The organism is Chryseobacterium sp. T20, assembly GCF_047345655.1.
Classification (GTDB): domain Bacteria; phylum Bacteroidota; class Bacteroidia; order Flavobacteriales; family Weeksellaceae; genus Chryseobacterium.
Map to the genome: position 1 here is coordinate 384,737 of NZ_JBLFDU010000001.1, position 19,766 is coordinate 404,502.

Consider the following 19,766-nt stretch of genomic DNA (forward strand, 5'->3'; position numbering starts at 1 on the left):
TCGGGATTCGTACGGAAAGGATAGGATAGGATAAAAAAATACTTTAAAATCATATGTATGAATAGAAGTAATCCATCTCCAACTCTCCATCATAAAGCTCAAATCACACACGCCCTAACCCGAAACCCGAATCTCTACCCTCTCACTCTCAAACTCTCCCACACTCGAACCCCGTAACCCGCCTATTTCGCTTTACTCACATCCGTAAGAGCATTCAGAAAGGCAATGATCTGTTTTATTTCTGTTTCGGTAAGGTTTAATTTATCGGGTGCCAAAGTTTGGTTTTTCATTTTCAGTCCTAATCCTTCTCCTCCACCTTCATTATAAAAATCCAGGACTTCTTCTAAGGTATTGAAAGCTCCGTTATGGAAATAAGGTTTGGTAAGGGCAATATTTCTAACGGTTACTGTTTTGAAAGAATAATCATAAATCCATGATTTTTCCTTTTTTACAGGGCTGTTTCCTCTTCCTAAATCCTGGTCAAGTTCTACAGGAAGCTGTTTAATCGGTCTGGTAGTTATTCCCAATACTTCAGATTCATTTTCATTAAAAAATGGAGGCACCAATCCGGAAAAAGTGGGTGCAAAATGACAGGTTGCGCAGTTGGCTTTTCCCATAAAGAGGTTGAATCCTTTTTTCACATCATCGGAAACATTTTTTTCATTCCTCATAAAACGGTCGAAATCACTGTCAAATGAGTACAGGGATGCCACATAAGAACTTAATGCTTTCGAGAAATTTTCTTTACTGATTTTCCCGTCCTTGAAGGCATTTCGGAACGCTTTTTTATATTCAGGCTTGGTTTTTAATTTCTCGATAATGCTTTCATAGCTCGTGTTAAACTCCTGCTCATTATAAATAACGTGTTCTGCCTGCTGTTCAAGATAGAATGCACGAAGATCATAGAAAAATCTTTTGGCAAAAACAGCATTATATAAAGACGGAGAATTTCTCAACACTGTTTTCCCTTCCACATTGCTTTGTGATTTTGCCTTCAAGTCTGTAAAGGCATTTTCCTGAAGGTGGCAAGTCGCACAGCTCATTTTCCCGTTACCACTTAAGTTCTGATCGTAGAAAATGGATTTTCCAAGATTTCGGAGTTCCGGATTATCTTCTGATGATTTTAATAAGGTATAAAAATAAGGATCTAAAAAATCGCTGCTGAAAAAATTTTTGTTGCCCACATTCCAGCCTGAGAATTCTTTAAGGTCATCCGGTCTGCCATCCCATTTCCCCAACTCTTCGTATAAAGGCTGTATGTATTTTTTATAAAACTCAATCCTGTCGAAAGTTTCAAAATCGGTATTTTTTGAAAGATAGCTGATAGCTTCTGTTAAAATCTGGTCTGCCTTTTCAGTATTATAATTTTTAAAATAAAGATCATCATTGATGTACTTCTGTATTCCTGCAAGAGCATGGCTTGTTTCCTCAGAAATATTCAGAGAACCCGGTGTATCAAAACCAGAAACCCCAAGTGAATAGATCCTGATCAGCTCTATACGCAAAGGCAATGTTTTGTTATTTCCTTTGCTCAGCCCATTTTTTAAAGCACTTAAATAAAACCCTGAATAGCTGTTGTACAAAAAGGTCGTAATCGTTTTGATCTTTTCTTTTTCCTTTTCTGCCTCATCTGAAAATATAAGTTCATCAAGCACCTGCAATCCTTCAGGAGGAAGTGTGTATGATGATGTACCTGCAGCTTCGATGTGAAACAAAGGTGCTGCGTTAAGATGGGTTTTGGTAAATTCAGGATAATGATAAGCGATATAGAATTCAACTTCTTTGAATGAATTTCTTGTACTGCTTAGTGATTTTTGCAGTTCTTCCAGGGAAATACGGTCTTCGGAGAAATTATCAACATCTGATTTCAGCTGTTCAAGCTTGGTTTTAAAGTCAGACAACCCTTTATTGACAAATGTATTTTCGCTTTCTTTTCCTTTATAAACAGGATTAAAAGACATTACTGCAAATCCTATCAGAAGGACGATTACAAGCAGTGGATAAGATCTCATGAATTTTTAGCGGCAAAAGTATTCATCTGATGTTATCTCAGTTTTAATAGCAGATTAAATAATGTTTATATTTCTGGTACAATATTTTTCACTAATTTTAAACCCCGAAATCAAATTCATTATTCTAAAGAGAACGGTTCTTCGAAATACCGGAAAAAATAATGGCGGGAGATTATTGGGAGAGGATTTTTTTAAATTAAATTCAACACATCAAAAAAACTAAATAGGAGTATGAAAACAAAACTATGGTTTGCTGTTATGGCAAGTTTCCTTTCTATGATGGCATTTTCTCAGAAAAAGAAGCAGCCGGAAAAGTCATACGGAAAGCCTCAGGAAATGGCTGTATATGCAGAGAAAAGAGGGTCTGATTATTATTTGGTCCGCCTGGAAAAAGATAAAAATATTCCCAATGTCTATGTACATTCCAATGGAGTAACCAAGCCTTATAAAAATTATTCTGATCTGAAAGATATTGTTACAGAGTTCCCCGGAATGATGACTTCCAACAATTCAACAAAGGAAGAACTGATTTCTATTCTTAAAAAAGATGATCACTTCTACGAAATCACTTCACAGAGGAAAGACCCTAAAAACATTGAAAAGACGGTTATTACTGTATATGAGGTAATGAACGGTCAGAAAAGGATTGTAGAAGAATACAATGACATCTACGAGGTTATGGCATCTCCTTATAAAGAAGCCATTATGATTAATTAAAAAACAAAAAATATACATATTATGCTAAACAAACTTGCAGCCTCAGAACTTGTTCTGAATGAAGACGGAAGTGTATACCACCTGAATCTTTTACCTGAAGATATTGCTGACAAAATCATCCTTGTAGGTGATCCTGACAGAGTGGCAAAAGTTTCAAAATACTTTGATACTGTAGAAATCAAAAAAAATAAAAGAGAATTCTATACCCATACAGGAACGCTTCGTGGAGAAAGAATTACCGTAATGTCTACCGGGATCGGAACTGAAAACATCGATATCGTGATGAACGAACTGGATGCTTTGGTAAACATTGATCTTCAAAACAAAGAATTCAAGACTGAGCACAAAGCCCTTGAGCTATTCCGTATGGGAACTTGCGGAAGTGTAAACCCTGATGTACAGGTAGACAATATGCTGGTAACGCAGAATGTAGTAGGTCTGGACGGACTGATGCACTTCTACCAGGATTACAACTTCGAAAATGAGTTTTCTAAGAGCTTCTTAGAAAAATTCCCTTACGAAAGAATCAAGCCAATGCTTTATTTCTCAGACTGGGCAGAAGAGATGGGCGACTATTATAAAGATGCCAAATACCACGGAAATACAGCAACATTCCCGGGATTCTATGCTCCACAGGGTAGACAGCTTCGTTTGAAAGCGGTAGATGATCAATTCTTAGAAACGCTGAATGATCTTGGAATTACCAATTTTGAGATGGAAACTTCTGCGATCTATGCTCTTTCAAAATTATTAGGACACAAAGCTATTACCGTAAATAACGTTATTGCCAACAGAAGACGTGGAGAATTCTCTGCAGACCACCATGCTTCTGAGAAAAACCTTATTGAATGGGTATTGGAAAGAATTATTAAGTAATTATTTTATTGATAATACAAATAAAACCTCCGGAAAATATTTCCGGAGGTTTTTTATTAGGTTTTGGCTAAAGCCAATGGAATCTGATTTATTTTGAAAACGGGCTAAAGCCCGTTCATATTGAATTTGTATTGTAGAATCCTGTTCATTTCATGACGAATAAAGCTTATTACTTACTCTGTCATTCCGTAGGAATCTAAATACTGATTTTTAAAAGCTACATAGAGATTCCTACGGAATGACAAAGGCGGTAAAGGAAATTCTGTAATTAAAATGAAACAAATACCATAGTTATAAATGAAACATCCTCGGATCCGGATATTGAAATACATAATCCAGTTCTGAAACCAATTTTGAAGACAGAACCTTCTTCCCTTTTACCTCAAACACTTCAACATCTTCAATATTTTTCTGGGCATTAATTACCTGGCTTTTTGCCGGATGAATCGGAGCTGTAACATTATATAGTTTTGATTGGGTTTTCTTTTCAATCATTTCCGAAATAATCCCACTGATATCAGCATAATGAATATGATTTACAGCGTGATCCAGATTGCTCACATTATAGTTTTTCAGCAGTCTGTTATCTCCCATCAGCCCGCCAAGTCTTAAAATATTAAGTTGAGGATACTTATTTCTCAACATTCTTTCGCCTGATATTTTTTCCAAAAGAATGTCTTCTTCTGTAAAATCCTGGGGCAGATCAGGATAAACTCCTGTAGAACTCATCAGGAACATCTGTCCTTTAAAGTCTCCTATAAAGGCTGACAAATTTTGAATTCTATTATATAAAGAACTTACACAACAGCTTTTTTCAGAAACAGGAATTGTGATAATCAAAACATCCATGTTTTTAACTTCTTCCCATTGGGAAAGAGGTTCTGCCAGCTGATAGTCTGGGAAAGAAGCCATTACAGCATGAATTCCTTTATTATTCAGTTGATTTACTTTGCTTTCTGTTGTGGTCGTAGTTGCCAGCGTATATTTTCCGGATAAGGAAGATGCGAGTCTTTCTCCCAGCCATCCATAGCCTATAATTCCTATTTTCTTCATTGTTTGGACACGGTTTGAATTGATAATATTTCGTCTAAAGAAGTCATCAATTGAGTTTTTACTTCATCACTCAAATTCATACAGCTCTGAACGGCTTTAGGAATATCTTTTGCTTTTTCTTTAAGCTTTACTCCCTGCTCTGTAAGGTTGATCAGTACTACTCTTTCATCTTCTGAGCTACGGGTTCTGATAATCAGTCCGTTTTTCTCCATACGTTTCAATAATGGGGTAAGTGTTCCGTTGTCAAGATGAAGATATTCACCAATCTTTCCGATATTCATTCCGCCATGTTCCCATAAAACAGTCATTACCAGATATTGGGGATAGGTCAGTAAAATTTCATCAAGATAGGGTTTATACAACCCTGTAATATACCGCGAAACCGCATACGTTTTAAAACATAAATGTTCTGATAAAGGGATCATTGTTTTCTTTTAAGAGACAAAGATAATCTATTTACTTTGTGCACAATATTTTTGTTTAAAATATTTTTTATTCAATTAAATAAAAGGAAACATCTTAGTTTCAGGCTGTGATTATTTTATTATTTTAGCAAAAACTAACCATTGATTGAACATGAAAAACTCACCTCAAACAGAAAACAATAAACTTTCAGAACTCTCCACTGAGGAACTGACAAAAGAAGAAAAAAAACGTTCTGCTGCTCATATTTCCTTTTGTATTATTATGGGAATGCTGATAGGTGCCTGCATCTATGTTACCATTAAAAAAGGATTCAATGGTATCACTCCGCTTCCTCTGGCTTTTTTCCCTTTATACCTTATTATTAGAAAAAGCTGGCAAAATGCCCGAAAGGAACTTCAGTCCCGAAAATTTAATTGAAATTGACAGTCAATAAAAAAAGGACTTCCACTCCGGAAGTCCTTCACACCATATCAACTATAATAAAAAATCTATTATTTAAAACTCATTGATCATCACATAAAAGTGTCCGGAGTACAAACTGTTAGCTGTTCCCGAAATATTAGTGAGATTAATTGTAATACTGGAAGCAGAAGTCAACCTTGGATTCGAGATGGAAAATGAGGAATTTCCTGAAAAATCTCCTGCCGGAGAAACTACGACTACAGCTCTTGTAGAACCAGGCTGATATTCTGCCGGAACAGAAATATCGATGGTTGTAGATTTTCCCGGAGGCAAATTATTGATCGAAATTCCAGGCCATGCTTCAAAACTGATCTGACTTTTCTGGACACTGCCCTTTTCTCCCAATTTAAACTGTCCGCTTACATCCAGTTTTGCAGAGACATGCGGAGTTCCAGTACCAATGCCTACATTTGCATTGTTATTTCCTAAAACAATGGCATTGGCCTGTGAAGTAGCAGCTCCATATCCTACTGCTGTCGAAAATTGTCCCAAAGCATTGGCTTCTGAACCTAAAGCTGTTGAATTCTGACTATTTGTTACCGCATTATATCCTAAGGCAGTTTCACTATTCGTATTCGTTTTTGCGTTGTATCCTAATGCAATGGACTGAAACCCATCTGCTGAGGAGTTGTTTCCTACTGCAACAGATTCATTGCTGCTGGTTTGGGCGTAAAAACCTATGGCTGTAGATCTGAATCCTGCTGCCGTCGTTTTATTTCCTACTGCTAAAGCTTCATTACCAGAAACTGCTGTTGCACTCCCAATAGCAATTCCCATAAATGCCGAACTGGCGCTTCCAAGGGCAATCCCATTCTGACCGGCCGCAGATCCTATTCCAAGGCTTACAGAATTGTCAACGCCCAGTTTTCCGGCTGTTAAAGCGTTGACTTTAAAGATCAGATCATCGTAGGTTTTTGTTCCTAAAGCCAGCGTTGTATTCGCTCCTCCATAATTTCCTACGTTCGTACCTGTAAGATTCCAGTTGGTTCCATCCTCTGTTTTAGTGGGGTTACCTCCATTTGCCAGAATTTTATTCCATTTAGATTCAAACCAATAATAAAATCCAATATCTGTAAGGGTGGAACTTCCGTTATTCCATACGATAAGTCCGTCTGCCGGTGAAGGCACTGTGACGTTATCCGTTGTAGCAGTTAAAGCAACACTTGGAAGAAGTACTCCTTTATTATTGGCGTTAATGTGGAGCATCGCTGACGAATCCGGATTCGGTAATCCAATCCCAACTTGTGCATATGTAAAAATACTTATTAGAAATAAGAGAAGTGTGTACTGAGGTTTATAGTCTTTTTGCATTACTTGCATTTTTTTGCAGGTGCAAATATACAAATTTTTAACAAAATCATAATTACATTAAAAATATCATAATTAAAAACACATTATAGTGATTAAAACAAATCTTAATCACAAAACAATGAAAAATGTTTAATATCAAGCAATTAACCAATGTAACATTCATTAGGCTTTTCAGATATCTCCCATTTTGCGTTTAATTTTTTAAATTATAAAATCAACAATAAACTTCACTAAATATTGAATAAAAATCAACAGCTATTTTCTAAGAAAACAACTTTTTAAGTGATCATTGACCATTCCGGTAGCTTGCATATGAGCATAAATGACTGTAGAACCTACGAATTTGAATCCTCTTTTTTTAAGTTCTTTGGAAATAAGATCAGAAATCTCTGTTGTGGCCGGAACGTCGGATAATGTTTCGGGACTGTTGTCGATTGGTTTTCCATCAATAAAATCCCAGATATAGTTGGAAAAGCTTCCAAATTCTTTTTGTACTTCCATAAATTTCTGAGCATTGGTGACAGCTGACAGAATTTTAAGCCTATTTCTGATAATTCCGGGGTTGTTCATCAATTCCTCAATCTTTTTTTCAGAATAAGCTGCCACTTTTTTATAATCAAAATGATCAAAAGCTCTTCTGAAATTTTCTCTTTTAGACAAAATGGTATACCAACTCAAGCCAGCCTGAAAACTCTCAAGAATCAGGAACTCAAATATTGTTTCATCATCATACACGGGTCTTCCCCACTCTTCATCATGATATTTTCTGTAGAGATCATCTTTTTCACACCAACCACAACGTATTTTTTCCATAATTATCAATTTTTCTACTTTAAAGTTACTACTGATTTAGAAAAATATAACAAAATATTATGAAAAGTTTAACAGAGAGGTTCTGTTTTAGGAATGGTTATTGTTTAATTACTGATACCAAACTAAAATTTATACTATTATGAACAATTCAGAGTACAACAAAGCGGAAAATGCAGTAAACAATGTAGAAAATTCTTTACAGAATGCAACGGACAAAGCCAAATGGAAAATCAATGAATTGGCAGACAAGGCTAAAGATTATATCAATGAGAAAAGGAATAATGATCAGGAAGCCAGCCAGGAAGACTGGCTAGACAGGGTAAAAGCTAATGTATCCGATGCCTGGGAGGATATCAAGGATAAAGCAGATGAAGCATGGGAAAAAACCAAAGATGCGGCAGAAGATGTAAAGGCAGAATGGAATAAGAAAACCAATTAGTATTTCAGTCATATAAATATTTTCAATAAAATGGAGTCTTAAATTGATAAGGCTCCATTTTTTATTATGCCATAAGCACAATTATTGTTACATTTGTATTATAATAAACATTAAAAAATTATGTCATACGGTTTACTTAAAGGCAAAAAGGGAATTATTTTTGGAGCCCTTAATGAACAATCTATCGCATGGAAAGTTGCTGAAAGATGCCATGAGGAAGGTGCTGAATTCATTTTATCTAACGCTCCTATTGCTTTGAGAATGGGAGAACTTAATGGTTTAGCAGAAAAAACAGGTTCTGAAGTAATAGGTGCTGATGCTACTTCTATAGAAGATCTTGAAAAACTTTTTGATGCCGCTGTTGCAAAATTTGGAAAAATCGACTTTATCCTTCACTCTATCGGAATGTCTATCAACGTAAGAAAAGGAAAACACTATACAGAAATGAATTACGACTGGTTGGAAAAAGGCTGGGATATTTCCGCTGTTTCTTTCCATAAAGTAATGCGTGTAGCTTGGGAAAAAGACTGTATGAACGAATGGGGAAGTATTTTGGCCCTTACTTATATTGCCGCTCAGAGAACATTCCCGGATTACAATGATATGTCTGATAACAAAGCGTATCTGGAAAGTATCGCAAGAACTTTCGGAAACTATTGGGGAGAAAGAAAAGTACGTGTAAATACAGTTTCTCAGTCTCCAACAATGACTACTGCCGGTAGCGGTGTGAAAGGTTTCGGAGGATTCCTTGGATATGCAGAAGATATGTCTCCACTAGGAAATGCTACAGCTCTTGAATGTGCAGATTATTGTGTAACTTTATTCTCTGATCTTACTAAAAAAGTAACTATGCAGAATCTTTTCCATGACGGAGGTTTCAGCAGCTCAGGGGTTACTCAGAAAGTAATCAGTAAATATGATGCTGAATAATCATTCATTAAAAAAATAGCGGACTAATAAAGTTCCGTTCAAAATAAATAAAAACCATGAAGAAACTTCATGGTTTTTTTGTTGTAATCACCGGAAATCTCCTTTATTTTATCATAATTAAAATAAATCCGGCGGCCTCTTCGAGGCCGCCGGATCTGTCAAAAATAATATTAAATTAATATGAAATTATAAAATTACGGTCTGTATAGAGTGTGCAGGAGCATTCAGCCTGGCAGCCATTCCTTCTATCCATAGATTGGTTTCAATATCATTGTCTGAATCGTTCATGATAACCGTTACCAGCTGTCCGTTTTCATTCATAAATGCAGAAGACGTCAGGGCAGCTCTGTTGGAAGAGCTTCCGATTCTCTGGGCATTCGGTTTGATATATTTTGAAACATGTCCTATATAATAGTATTCATAGGTATAGAACACCTCTCCTGTTTTGGTATCAGCAATAATTGGGGCAAAGCAGAAATTTCCTTTGTGATTAGGTCCTCCGGTTTCATCCAATAAAATATTCCAGTCAGTCCATAAAGCATTTCCTTTATTGAAGTCGTTCAGCATATTTTTGCTGTACAGTTCTCCCAGGCTTACATCATAGATTTTATCCATATTGAACTGTTCTTTACATCCTTCGGTAAAAGCCAGGAATTTATCAGGAAAAGCCCTGTGTGTTTCTGCTAAATTGTCAAAAAGCTGCGTTTTGTTATTCCATGTTTCATACCAGTGATAACCGATACCATGGGCATATTTTGAGGTTTCAGGATCACTTAAAGTAGTCGTTGCTCTCTGATAGATCAAGTCTCTGTTGTGATCCCAGATCATTACTTTTTTATCTTTATATCCGTTTTTCCAAAGGGTTGGTCCAAGGTTCTTTTTCAGGAACTCTCCTTCTTCTTCAGCAGTATAAATACATGATTCCCAGCTTTGGGTAGCCATTGGTTCGTTCTGCACCGTTAATCCCCAGATATTAATTCCTCTCTTTTCATATTCTTTGATGAATTTGATATAATAATCTGCCCAGGTCTGGTAATACTGATTTTCCAATCTTCCGCCTTTATACAAACTTTTATTTGATTTCATCCATGCTGGCGGGCTCCATGGAGAGAAATAAAATGTAAAATTATTACCAATGGCTTTCTGAGCTTCTTTAATCATCGGGATTTTATACTTTTCATCGTGAGCCACATTAAAGGTCTTTAACGAAGTATCATTATCCTCTACATACGTATAAGAATCACTGGAAAAGTCACAGGAATTCATATTGGTACGAACAACAGTGTATCCCAATCCGTTTTTTCCGAAATAAGCATCCAGAATTTCTTTCTGCTTATTCTTTGGCATTTTATAAAAAGTTTCTGCTGAGGCGTCTGTAATGGCACCTCCTATTCCTATCAGTTTCTGATATTTAAAATGGGGAGCTACAAAAATGCAGGCATCCGTTTCTTTAGGCTGTCCGAACTGTTCAAATGTAACTGCTCCTTTATCCACCATCTTCTCATTTGCTTTTGAGTTGGTAAGGACCACTTTAGCTGTTTTTCCTGCATTTTTTTTCCAATAATTCTGAGCATTGATATTGATGGCAATGCCTACTACAAAACAACTTACAATTAGTTTTCTCATGATTGTTTTTCTGTTTCCGGACCCATCCGGTCCTCATTTTCATTATTTATTTTGATAAACTCTTACGTAATCTATATAATACTTCTGTGGAAAAATCGCATCATCAATGCCTTCTTTTCCGCCCCAAAATCCTCCTACAGCAAGATTCAGAATGATAAAGTAAGGTCTGTCGAAAGGCCATGCTTCATTGTTTCTCTCTTTATTTTCGTAGGTGAAAAATTTCTTATCATCTATATAAACATCGATCTTTTCGGGAGTCCAGTCTGCTTTATAGACATGGAACTTTTCGCTTGCATCCTTCACAAACAATGTATCTGTTTTCTGTGTTCCCTGGATATGATTGTATTTTTTGGTATGAACGGAAGCATGGATATAGCCTTGGTGATAGCCCACATGTTCCATGATATCCAGTTCACCATCATCCGGCCATTTCTTCATATTTTCACTCATCATCCAGATGGCAGGCCACGTTCCACGTCCTTTGGGAAGTTTTGCCCTGACTTCTACTGTACCATACTGAAAAGCAAATTTCCCTTTGGTTAAAAGTCTTGCAGAAGTATACTTACTGTTTTCCCGATTTTCTTTTCTGGCTTCAATGATGAGATTTCCTTTTTCCATTCTGGCATTCTCAAGTCTGTTTTTGGTATAAAACTGAGCTTCTTCATTGCCAAAACCGCTTCCTCCGGTATCATAATTCCATTTTAATGAATCCGGAAGCCCTTTTCCGTTAAATTCATCACTCCAAATCAGCGTCCTATTGGAATCAGGTTTGTGTGAAGCACAGCTGAGAACAGAAAGGAAGAATGTTCCAGCTGCACAAATTCTGATGAGATTTTTAGCGTTGAGATTCATATGTATTAGGTTTTAAGTTTTGGCTAAAGCCATTTTTCTGACATTTTAATGAGCGGGTTAAAACCCGCTTCTATTGAATTCAATTTATTTCGTCCAGGTGATTCTTTTGGCCTGAACATGTTGAGAATCCGTCCCGACCATAATGTCAAATTCTCCGCTTTCCCAATCAAAATTCAAGTTATCATCAAAGAATTTCAAATCTTCCGGTGTCAATTTAAAATCGATCTTTTTACTTTCTCCTTTTTTGATGAATACTTTCTGGAAGCCTTTCAGTTCTTTTACGGGTCTTACTACTTTTCCAAAAAGATCTTTGATATAAAGCTGTACCACTTCTTCCCCATCATATTTTCCTGTATTGGAAACAGTAACGCTGATATTCAGTGTCTGATTTCCTGTAAGACTTGTGGAGCTTAGAACCATATCAGAATATTTAAAATCTGTATAGCTTAATCCATATCCAAACGGATATTTCGGATCATTATCAAGGTCTATATAAGCTGAAACATAGTTTCTGTCTGTATTATTTTTTGCCGGTCTTCCTGTATTATAATGATTGTAATACACAGGAATCTGACCTACAGTTCTTGGAAAAGTCATTGGAAGTTTCCCACCAGGATTCACTGTACCGAAAATAACATCTGCAATAGAGTTTCCTGCTTCTGTTCCCAGCCACCATGTGTACATAATGGCAGGAATATTGTCTGATGCCCAGTTGAAAATCAGAGGTCTTCCGGCATTGATCATCAGAATGATGGGTTTACCAGTTTTGGCAATTTCTTTTAACAAATCTTCCTGAACACCTGTAAATCCAATATTACTTCGGCTTTTGGCTTCTCCGCTCATCGCATGGCCTTCTCCCAATGTCATAATGACAACATCAGCTTTTTTTGCCGTTTCAATGGCTTCAGCAAACTGACTTTTATCCTGATCGTCAACATTGCACCCTTTTGCATATAATAAAGTGGAGTTTTTATCCAGCTGGTTTTTTATTCCGTCAAATTGTGAAACGATTCTTTGATTATCATCTTTGAACGCAACAGACCAGAAACCATGATTAGCTACTGTTTCTTTGCCGAAAGGGCCAATCAGAGCCACTGTTTTTGTAGTTTTTGAAAGCGGAAGAATATTTCCCTGGTTTTTAAGAAGAACGATACTTTTTGAACCGAATTCTCTTCCGAATTTTCTGTTTTCCTGATTATCGGTCTGCTCTTTCTGTCTTTTCTCATTACTGAACCTGTAAGGATCATCGAAAAGTCCCATTTCAAATTTCTTGGTTAAAATTCTTCCCGTTGCATCATCTACCAGCTTAGGATCTACTTTTCCTTCTTTAACCAATTTAGGAAGTTCTACCATGTAGACACGGCTTTCCATATCCATATCGCTTCCACCTTGTATTGCTTTTTCAGCGGCTTCAGCACCATCTTTAGCATAACCGTGGGGCACCATTTCTCCGATGCTTCCCCAGTCTGACACTACAAAACCTTTATAATTCCATTTTCCTTTTAAAAGGTTTCTCTGAATATACTGATTGGCTGTTGCAGGAATTCCGTTAATATCATTGAAGGAATTCATGAAAGTGGCCACTCCTGCTTCCGCTGCAGCTTTGAATGGTGGAAGATAAGTTTCATTCAATTGTCTGAGACTCATATCTACAGAATTGTAATCTCTTCCACCTACAGCAGCTCCGTAGGCTGCAAAGTGTTTTGCACAGGCCATTACAGCATCAAGACTTCCTAAACCTCGGCCCTGAAATCCTTTAATTCTTGCCAGTCCTATTTTTGTTCCAAGATAAGTATCTTCTCCTGAACCTTCCATTACTCTTCCCCATCTAGGATCTCTGGCAATATCCACCATTGGCGCAAACGTCCAGTGGATACCATAAGCCGCCGCTTCTGTTGCTGCAATCCTTTCTGATTTTTCTATCATGGCCAGATCCCAACTTGCTGCCTGTCCAAGATTGACAGGGAATGTGGTACGATAGCCATGGATAACATCCTGCCCAAACAATAAAGGAATTTTCAGTCTGGACTGCATCGCCAGCTTCTGAAAAGCTCTGGTTTCTTCAGAGCCTGCTACATTCAGCATGGAACCTACTTTTCCTTTTTTAATTTCTTCTAAAACAGCCGCTGAATTGGAGTGCTGCGGTCCTGTGGCATATTCAAAACCACTGTACTGAACCATCTGCCCTACCTTTTCTTCCAAAGTCATTTTAGACAATAGCTCTGCTACTTTCTGATCAATGGTCTTTTGTCCGTAAGCATTCAATCCAAAGGCGGAAAATGCCAGTAAGAAATAAACTCTTTTCATAGTATCAAATTAAAAAATATAGGTTGCTGTAGAACGTCCTGAAATTGTTACTGCAGCGGTTTTGCCGGCAAATTTAATATTAAAATTCTCATCTGCCTGATTATCGTTCTGTACAATTAAAACTATTTTCCCAAATTGAGTCTTAAAAGCAACTGTTGAGAGTTTATCCGTCTGCGTGGAAGCGATGCGCTGAGAACCTGCAGGAATAAATTTTGAAGCGTGTGCAATAATATAATAGGACACATTTCTGGTGAAATTCTCATTGTCAGAAACCGTTATCGCTCCTTTACATTCTGTACATCCGCCATCTGTATGAGGGGCAAATTTTGGATCGTTGGCAAGATTCCACTCCAAAGCTGTTTTGCTCCAGTTTCTCATAGAGCCTATGATTACATTTTTTGTATGCCAGTTCAGATCTTCGGTAAAAGTTCCTTTTGAACCTGTCCACTGCTCGGTAAAATATAAGTTTTTATCAGGGAAAGCATCATGTACTGTACTTAAAGCAGAAATATCTCCTTCGTACAAATGAAAAGCAGATCCATCTATATACTGATTGGCTTTGGCATCTTTTAAAATATCAATCGCATACTCAGGTTTGTTGCAATTGTGATCATACACCACAATTTTAGTAGAGATTCCGTTGGCTTTAAAAACCGGACCAAGATGGTTCTTAATAAAATCTCCCTGCTGCTCAGATGGCATATACAAACTTGGATTATTTCCCGGATGTAAAGGTTCATTCTGAGGAGTTACAGCATCAATGGTGATGCCTTCTTTTTTCATTCCCTGGATGTATTTTACAAAATATTGAGCGTACGTTCCATAGAATTCGGGTTTTAAACTTCCTCCTTTTGACTTTCCATTGTCCTTCATCCAAACCGGAGCAGACCATGGAGCAGCAATGATTTTAATAGAGGGATTGATCGCCAAAATCTCTTTCAGCATTCCAATCAAAGCTTTGTCTTTTGCCAGACTGAATTTTGAAAGAGAAGGATCAGTAAGCCCTTCAGGAAGATCATCATATGAAAACACTTCACCATCAAGATCAGATGCGCCTATGCTTAATCTTAAATAACTGATGGAGATCGAATTTTTATTTTTTCCAAAAAGTTCGTGAAGCAGTGCTTTTCTTTTGGAAGGTGACAACCGGTTGATTACCTCAACACTTCCTCCTGTTAATGTATATCCAAAGCCATCAACATATTGAAACTTTTGAGTATCGTCAATTTCAATATTCTGAAAGCTGTTGGTGTTATTTACAAATTTAACGGAAGTCTGCTGCTGTAATTTTACGCTTGCATCACCTTTTGTAAGCCAGTACTGCACTTCGTTTCCTTTATTGGACGCCACTGAAGTACATGATAAAGGAAAAAGGGCCACACCACTAAGTAGTGCGGCACCTCTAAAGAAACTATATAAGTTGTGAAACTTCATATTTTAGTAACCAGGATTTTGTTTTAAAGCTGTATTCGGCAATTCATTGAACGGAATGGGAAGAATTTCATTTTTATTGGCCTTAAATCCTTTGAATGCAAGTACTGATGGAGCATCTCCCCATCTCACAAGGTCAAACCATCTATGCCCTTCTCCTGCAAGCTCTCTTCTTCTTTCATCTTTAATAGCCTGTAAAGAAACAGGAACTGATGCTAATCCGACTCTTGCCCTTACTGCATCTAATAATGCCTGAGCTCTTGCTCCTGAAGCCCCTAAAGCTTCAGCTTCCATCAGATAAGTATCTGCTAATCTTATTGCAATATAATTCTGTCTGAAATTAAGCTCTGCCGGACCTGGAAGCGAGGTTTTTAAAGCATTTGTAGGCAAATATTTATTAAGGAAATATCCGGTATCTGCAAAAGCAGGGGCATAAGTAATCTTCCCATCAGTCACCAGTTTTTTCGCATTGAAAACAGTGACGTCCAGCCTTGGATCGCCCTGCATAAAATTGACATAATTCTCTGTCACAGTATTAAATGCCCAACCGGAATAAATATCCGGAGCATTATTATTTGGAATATTTTTTAATGAATAAGAACGAGGCCCTACCATAACATTGATAGAATTTCCTTCATCCTTTCCCTGTCCCCAAAATCCCCAATCGGAGCTTCCCTTGTTGGTATGCATTATCTCAAGAATAGATTCTGACAAAAATTTGTATTTATTTGGATCCGGATCAGTTTCCAAAGCAACTTTAAATAAATCTGCATAGTTTGCCACAAGCTTGTATCCATACTGACTGGTTCCTCCAGGTGTCCCATTTACTTGGGCAAATTGTGCAGCAGCTTCTGGCATTTTTTTATCATAAAGATAAATTTTACCTAATATAGCTCTGGCTGTTCCTTGTGTAATTCGTCCTTTATCACCGCTGGCAGGTGTCATCATCAGATCCGGAATAGCAACAACCACATCATTTTCTATTTGTGCATAAACATCACTTGGTTTTGCCTGTGGTATATGCCAATAATCATCTGAAACAGTGATGCTTTTAAGAATCAAAGGGATATTTCCAAACATTCTTACGAGCTCAAAATAATATAAAGAACGAAGAACTCTGGCTTCTGCAATATATCTCTTCTTAAGATCTTCATTCATTGAAGCACCCGGAACTTTTTCTATTACAAGATTGGCACGTGCAATTCCCTGATAGTAATCTTTCCAGTAGCTGGCTGGCATTGTATTCGGGTTGATCATATAATTATTCATTCCCTGAATACCTGCTCCATCATTAGAGCTTCCTCCACCGGAATAAAAGTCATCAGATCCTGCATTAAAGAAAGTAACGGTATTTTCAAATCCTGCAGAATATTTTCTTAAAACATCGTATACGGAAATCAGTGCACTAAAAGACTGCTGTTCATTTTTAAAATATGAATCAGTACTAAATGCCCCGGAATTCTCTACTTCATCCAGATAGGAATTACTACAACCTATATTGGTAAAACTCAGACCTGTCAGAAACGCAACGGCAAGTCCTTTATATATAAAATTCTTATTTTTCATTTTGTTGGTCATTAAAATTGAATATTAGCTCCTATAAGGAATGTTCTTGCTTGTGGATAATATGCTCTGTCTACACCGATAATATCCTGCTCAGAATTATTTCTTCCCGCAATTTCAGGGTCATATCCCGTATATTTTGTGAAAGTAAGCAGGTTTTCTCCTGTGATATAGAGTCTCACTTTACTCATTCCAAAACGTTTGGTAACATCCTGAGGAATGGTATACCCTAACTGAACAATTTTCAGACGTACATAATCTCCTTTCTGAAGGTAGTAATTGGACATCCATGAATAGTTGTGGTTAGGATCATTACGGGTAATTCTTGGGTTATCATTGGTAGATCCCTCACCGGTCCATCTGTCTAAGATTCTTGTCTGGTAATTGGCATCAGGCAAATCCAATCTTCTTAGCCCCTGGAAAATTTTGTTACCAGCCTGTCCTTGTGCAAACATCATCAGATCAAAATTCTTATAGCTCATATTCACAGTAAGTCCAAAAGTATATTTTGGTATAGAGCTTCCTAAGTTTACCTTATCATTGTCATCAATTTTACCATCTCCATTATTATCCTGCCAGATAAAGTCTCCTGGTTTTGCATCCGGTAATAATTTTACACCATTGGCATTTACATAATTATCAATTTGTGCCTGATTCTGGAAAACGCCACTATATGTTTGTCCGTAAAATGATCCATAAGGCTGCCCTACTGCTACTCTGGATACTGCTCCCATAGTCTGGAAAGAAGCCAAGTTGAAGTATTCAATATCATCTTCTAGTCTAAGAACTTTATTTTTTATGGTTGCGAAGTTACCATTCACCGAGATGCTGAAATCCTGCCAATTCTTTTTGTACCCCAATTCAAGCTCTATCCCGGTATTCTCCATATCCCCTACGTTTGACCAAGGTAAATTAGGAACTCCTACATAACCTGGGATATTGATTTGTCTAAGAATGTCTGTTGTTTTCTTTTTGTACCAGTCTGCTGTAAGGGTAAAATTGTTGAATAATTTCAAATCCGCAGCAATATTCAGCTGGCTGGTTTGCTCCCATTTCAGGTTTGGATTTTCAAGCGTACTTGGTGCATAACCAATGATGATATTATTACTGGAGTTGGTATAATTACTTCCGGAAACCATGAAACTTGCATATCTGAAGTTATCCATTTCATCATTTCCTAATACTCCGTAACCTCCTCTTAATTTTAAGTTATTTACTACTTTATTCTCCGGCCAGAAGTTTTCCTTATGTACATTCCATCCCAGGGACATCGATGGGAAAGTTCCCCAATGCTGATTGGTAGCAAATTTTGAAGAACCATCTCTACGAATCGTTCCTGTGAATAAATATTTGTCTGCGTAATCGTAAATAATTCTACCGAAATAAGATGCTTTACGGGTTTCAATTCCATCCCATCCTTTCGCAACAATATTATCCTGAGAAATATCGAAGTTGAAGGAAGCATCCTGCCAGTTATCAATAGGTAGGTTACTATAAGTCAAACTGGTCCCCCCTGCAATATTATATCGGTAAACTCCCTGACCCACCATAATGTTGATATTATGATCACCAAATTTATTCTGGTATGTCAGCGTATTTTCCATACTCCACTCGAATTTATTTTCCTCCACCTTATTCAAACTGTTGAAGTTGGTATTATTGAAGTTAGGACTTAAATAATATTTCGGTGTGAAAGTACGGCTTCCCCAATAGGATTTCTTACCATTTAAACTTGTTTTGAAAGTGAAGTGATCAAGAAACTTAAGTTCTGCAAAAACGTTCCCCACAAAATCATCAGACCAGTTATTATTCCCCTGCTGTATGTGACGGAAAGCCTGAGGATTGGTCATCTCGTTATTTACATATCGGGAAATTCCATAAGGACGTCCCTCAGAATCACGGATGATATAAGGATTGGTATAACCACTTGGGTCTACCATAGACCAATCTGTTACCACAACCGGAGTGGTAGGATCCAGGTTTACTGCTGAAGCCAAGGGTCCTCCGAATTCTTCGTTTGCACTTACTCCCTGAGATTTCACATGGGTATAGGCAAAGGTTTGTCCTATGGTCAGGTAGTCTGTGACTTTATGGGTTGAGTTGAATCTCGCATTGATTCTTTTGTAGTAAGAAATATCACTCAATACAATACCAGACTGATCAAAATATCCGAATGATGTATAGTAGGTTGATTTTTCATTACCACCCGTAATGCTTACTTCATGAGACGATTTTTCACCTGTTCCGAAAATCGCATCCTGCCAGTTGGTTCCTTTTCCAAATGATTCAGGATTAGTAAATCTAGGTGCTTGTCCATCATTAACAAAGCCTTCATTGATAATTTTAGCATATTGAGTGGCATCTAGAAGATCCAGCTTTTTTGAGGCGTTTGAAAAACCGTAAAAACCATTATAAGACAAAGTCAGTTTTCCTTTTTTTCCTTTTTTGGTTGTTACCAGGATTACCCCTTTTGCAGCAGAGACTCCGTAGATCGCGGATGAAGCACCATCTTTTAAGACTTCAATACTTTCTATATCCGACTGGTTAAGCCATCCGATATTGTCCACCACAATACCGTCTACTACCCACAAAGGACTGTTACTTCCCGCTCCAAAACTGGTAATTCCTCTTACACGTACTGTAGCAGCGGCACCAGGTTGTCCTGAATTGGTTACTACAGAAACCCCGGCAGCTCTTCCCTGTAAAACCTGTTCCGGTTTACCAGACGGAATGTTCTCTATATCGCTGGCTTTAATACTCGCTATAGCTCCTGTTACGTTACTTTTTTTCTGAGTACCATAACCGATAACTACCACTTCGTCTATTTTGTTTTCTTTCGCAAGTGTGTCCTTCGCCTTATTGGTTTGGGCACTGAAGTTGGCCGTAAAATAGAGGACGGCAACCACTCCTACGCTTCTTGATATTCTTACATTCATATACAGTTATTG

The 19,766-nt window shown here is 37.3% G+C and carries 16 protein-coding genes; 5 read left to right on the top strand and 11 right to left on the bottom strand.

Going from position 1 to position 19,766, the window contains the following annotated elements:
• Positions 1-182 precede the first annotated feature (182 nt).
• Positions 183-2,012 (bottom strand): cytochrome-c peroxidase, encoded by a 1,830-nt coding sequence (locus ACMA47_RS01740; RefSeq protein ID WP_413928412.1) that lies wholly within the window; start codon positions 2,010-2,012, stop codon positions 183-185.
• A gap of 231 nt (positions 2,013-2,243) precedes the next feature.
• Here ACMA47_RS01740 and ACMA47_RS01745 point away from each other — a divergent pair, with 231 nt between their 5' ends.
• The gene (locus tag ACMA47_RS01745) at positions 2,244-2,729 is read left to right on the top strand and encodes a hypothetical protein (protein ID WP_413928413.1); all 486 of its coding nucleotides are present in this window, start codon (positions 2,244-2,246) and stop codon (positions 2,727-2,729) included.
• Positions 2,730-2,750: 21 nt separating this feature from the next.
• On the top strand, positions 2,751-3,605 hold the full coding sequence (locus ACMA47_RS01750) for a nucleoside phosphorylase (protein WP_413928414.1): 855 nt from the start codon (positions 2,751-2,753) through the stop codon (positions 3,603-3,605).
• A gap of 291 nt (positions 3,606-3,896) precedes the next feature.
• On the opposite strand, the gene ACMA47_RS01755 is transcribed toward ACMA47_RS01750, so the two are convergent.
• Together ACMA47_RS01755 and ACMA47_RS01760 are read right to left on the bottom strand one after the other, a co-directional pair.
• Entirely contained in the window at positions 3,897-4,658 is a 762-nt protein-coding gene (locus ACMA47_RS01755) for an NAD-binding protein (protein WP_413928415.1), read from the bottom strand.
• Positions 4,655-5,083, bottom strand: coding sequence for a MarR family winged helix-turn-helix transcriptional regulator (locus ACMA47_RS01760; RefSeq protein WP_413928416.1), 429 nt, complete (start codon positions 5,081-5,083; stop codon positions 4,655-4,657). The genes ACMA47_RS01755 and ACMA47_RS01760 overlap by 4 nt, the downstream gene beginning before the upstream one ends.
• 151 nt (positions 5,084-5,234) lie before the next feature.
• Here ACMA47_RS01760 and ACMA47_RS01765 point away from each other — a divergent pair, with 151 nt between their 5' ends.
• On the top strand, positions 5,235-5,501 hold the full coding sequence (locus tag ACMA47_RS01765) for a hypothetical protein (protein WP_413928417.1): 267 nt from the start codon (positions 5,235-5,237) through the stop codon (positions 5,499-5,501).
• A gap of 78 nt (positions 5,502-5,579) precedes the next feature.
• Here the strand turns inward: ACMA47_RS01765 and ACMA47_RS01770 are convergent, their stop codons facing one another.
• Positions 5,580-6,857 (bottom strand): hypothetical protein, encoded by a 1,278-nt coding sequence (locus ACMA47_RS01770; protein ID WP_413928418.1) that lies wholly within the window; start codon positions 6,855-6,857, stop codon positions 5,580-5,582.
• A gap of 255 nt (positions 6,858-7,112) precedes the next feature.
• Positions 7,113-7,670, bottom strand: a complete 558-nt coding sequence (locus ACMA47_RS01775) for a DNA-3-methyladenine glycosylase I (RefSeq protein ID WP_413928419.1) — start codon at positions 7,668-7,670, stop codon at positions 7,113-7,115.
• A 139-nt stretch (positions 7,671-7,809) separates the two neighbouring features.
• Between ACMA47_RS01775 and ACMA47_RS01780 the strand changes: the two genes are divergently transcribed.
• Together ACMA47_RS01780 and ACMA47_RS01785 are read left to right on the top strand one after the other, a co-directional pair.
• Positions 7,810-8,109 (top strand): hypothetical protein, encoded by a 300-nt coding sequence (locus ACMA47_RS01780; RefSeq protein WP_034697596.1) that lies wholly within the window; start codon positions 7,810-7,812, stop codon positions 8,107-8,109.
• Positions 8,110-8,229: 120 nt separating this feature from the next.
• Positions 8,230-9,039, top strand: a complete 810-nt coding sequence (locus ACMA47_RS01785) for an enoyl-ACP reductase (RefSeq protein ID WP_034697597.1) — start codon at positions 8,230-8,232, stop codon at positions 9,037-9,039.
• Between the two features lie 186 nt (positions 9,040-9,225).
• Here the strand turns inward: ACMA47_RS01785 and ACMA47_RS01790 are convergent, their stop codons facing one another.
• The 6 genes from ACMA47_RS01790 to ACMA47_RS01815 form a co-directional block, all read right to left on the bottom strand.
• Positions 9,226-10,665, bottom strand: coding sequence for a glycoside hydrolase family 30 protein (locus ACMA47_RS01790; protein WP_413928420.1), 1,440 nt, complete (start codon positions 10,663-10,665; stop codon positions 9,226-9,228).
• 42 nt (positions 10,666-10,707) lie between these two features.
• Complete coding sequence (locus ACMA47_RS01795) at positions 10,708-11,517, bottom strand: family 16 glycosylhydrolase (protein WP_413928421.1); 810 nt, start codon at positions 11,515-11,517, stop codon at positions 10,708-10,710.
• A gap of 84 nt (positions 11,518-11,601) precedes the next feature.
• Positions 11,602-13,824 carry a beta-glucosidase BglX gene (bglX, locus tag ACMA47_RS01800; RefSeq protein ID WP_413928422.1) on the bottom strand — a complete coding sequence of 741 codons (2,223 nt, stop codon included), beginning with the start codon at positions 13,822-13,824 and terminating at the stop codon, positions 11,602-11,604.
• 9 nt (positions 13,825-13,833) lie between these two features.
• Positions 13,834-15,258, bottom strand: coding sequence for a glycoside hydrolase family 30 protein (locus tag ACMA47_RS01805; RefSeq protein WP_413928423.1), 1,425 nt, complete (start codon positions 15,256-15,258; stop codon positions 13,834-13,836).
• Positions 15,259-15,261: 3 nt separating this feature from the next.
• Positions 15,262-16,821, bottom strand: a complete 1,560-nt coding sequence (locus tag ACMA47_RS01810) for a RagB/SusD family nutrient uptake outer membrane protein (protein WP_413928424.1) — start codon at positions 16,819-16,821, stop codon at positions 15,262-15,264.
• An 11-nt stretch (positions 16,822-16,832) separates the two neighbouring features.
• On the bottom strand, positions 16,833-19,754 hold the full coding sequence (locus tag ACMA47_RS01815; protein ID WP_413928425.1) for a SusC/RagA family TonB-linked outer membrane protein: 2,922 nt from the start codon (positions 19,752-19,754) through the stop codon (positions 16,833-16,835).
• Between the last annotated feature and the right edge of the window lie 12 nt (positions 19,755-19,766).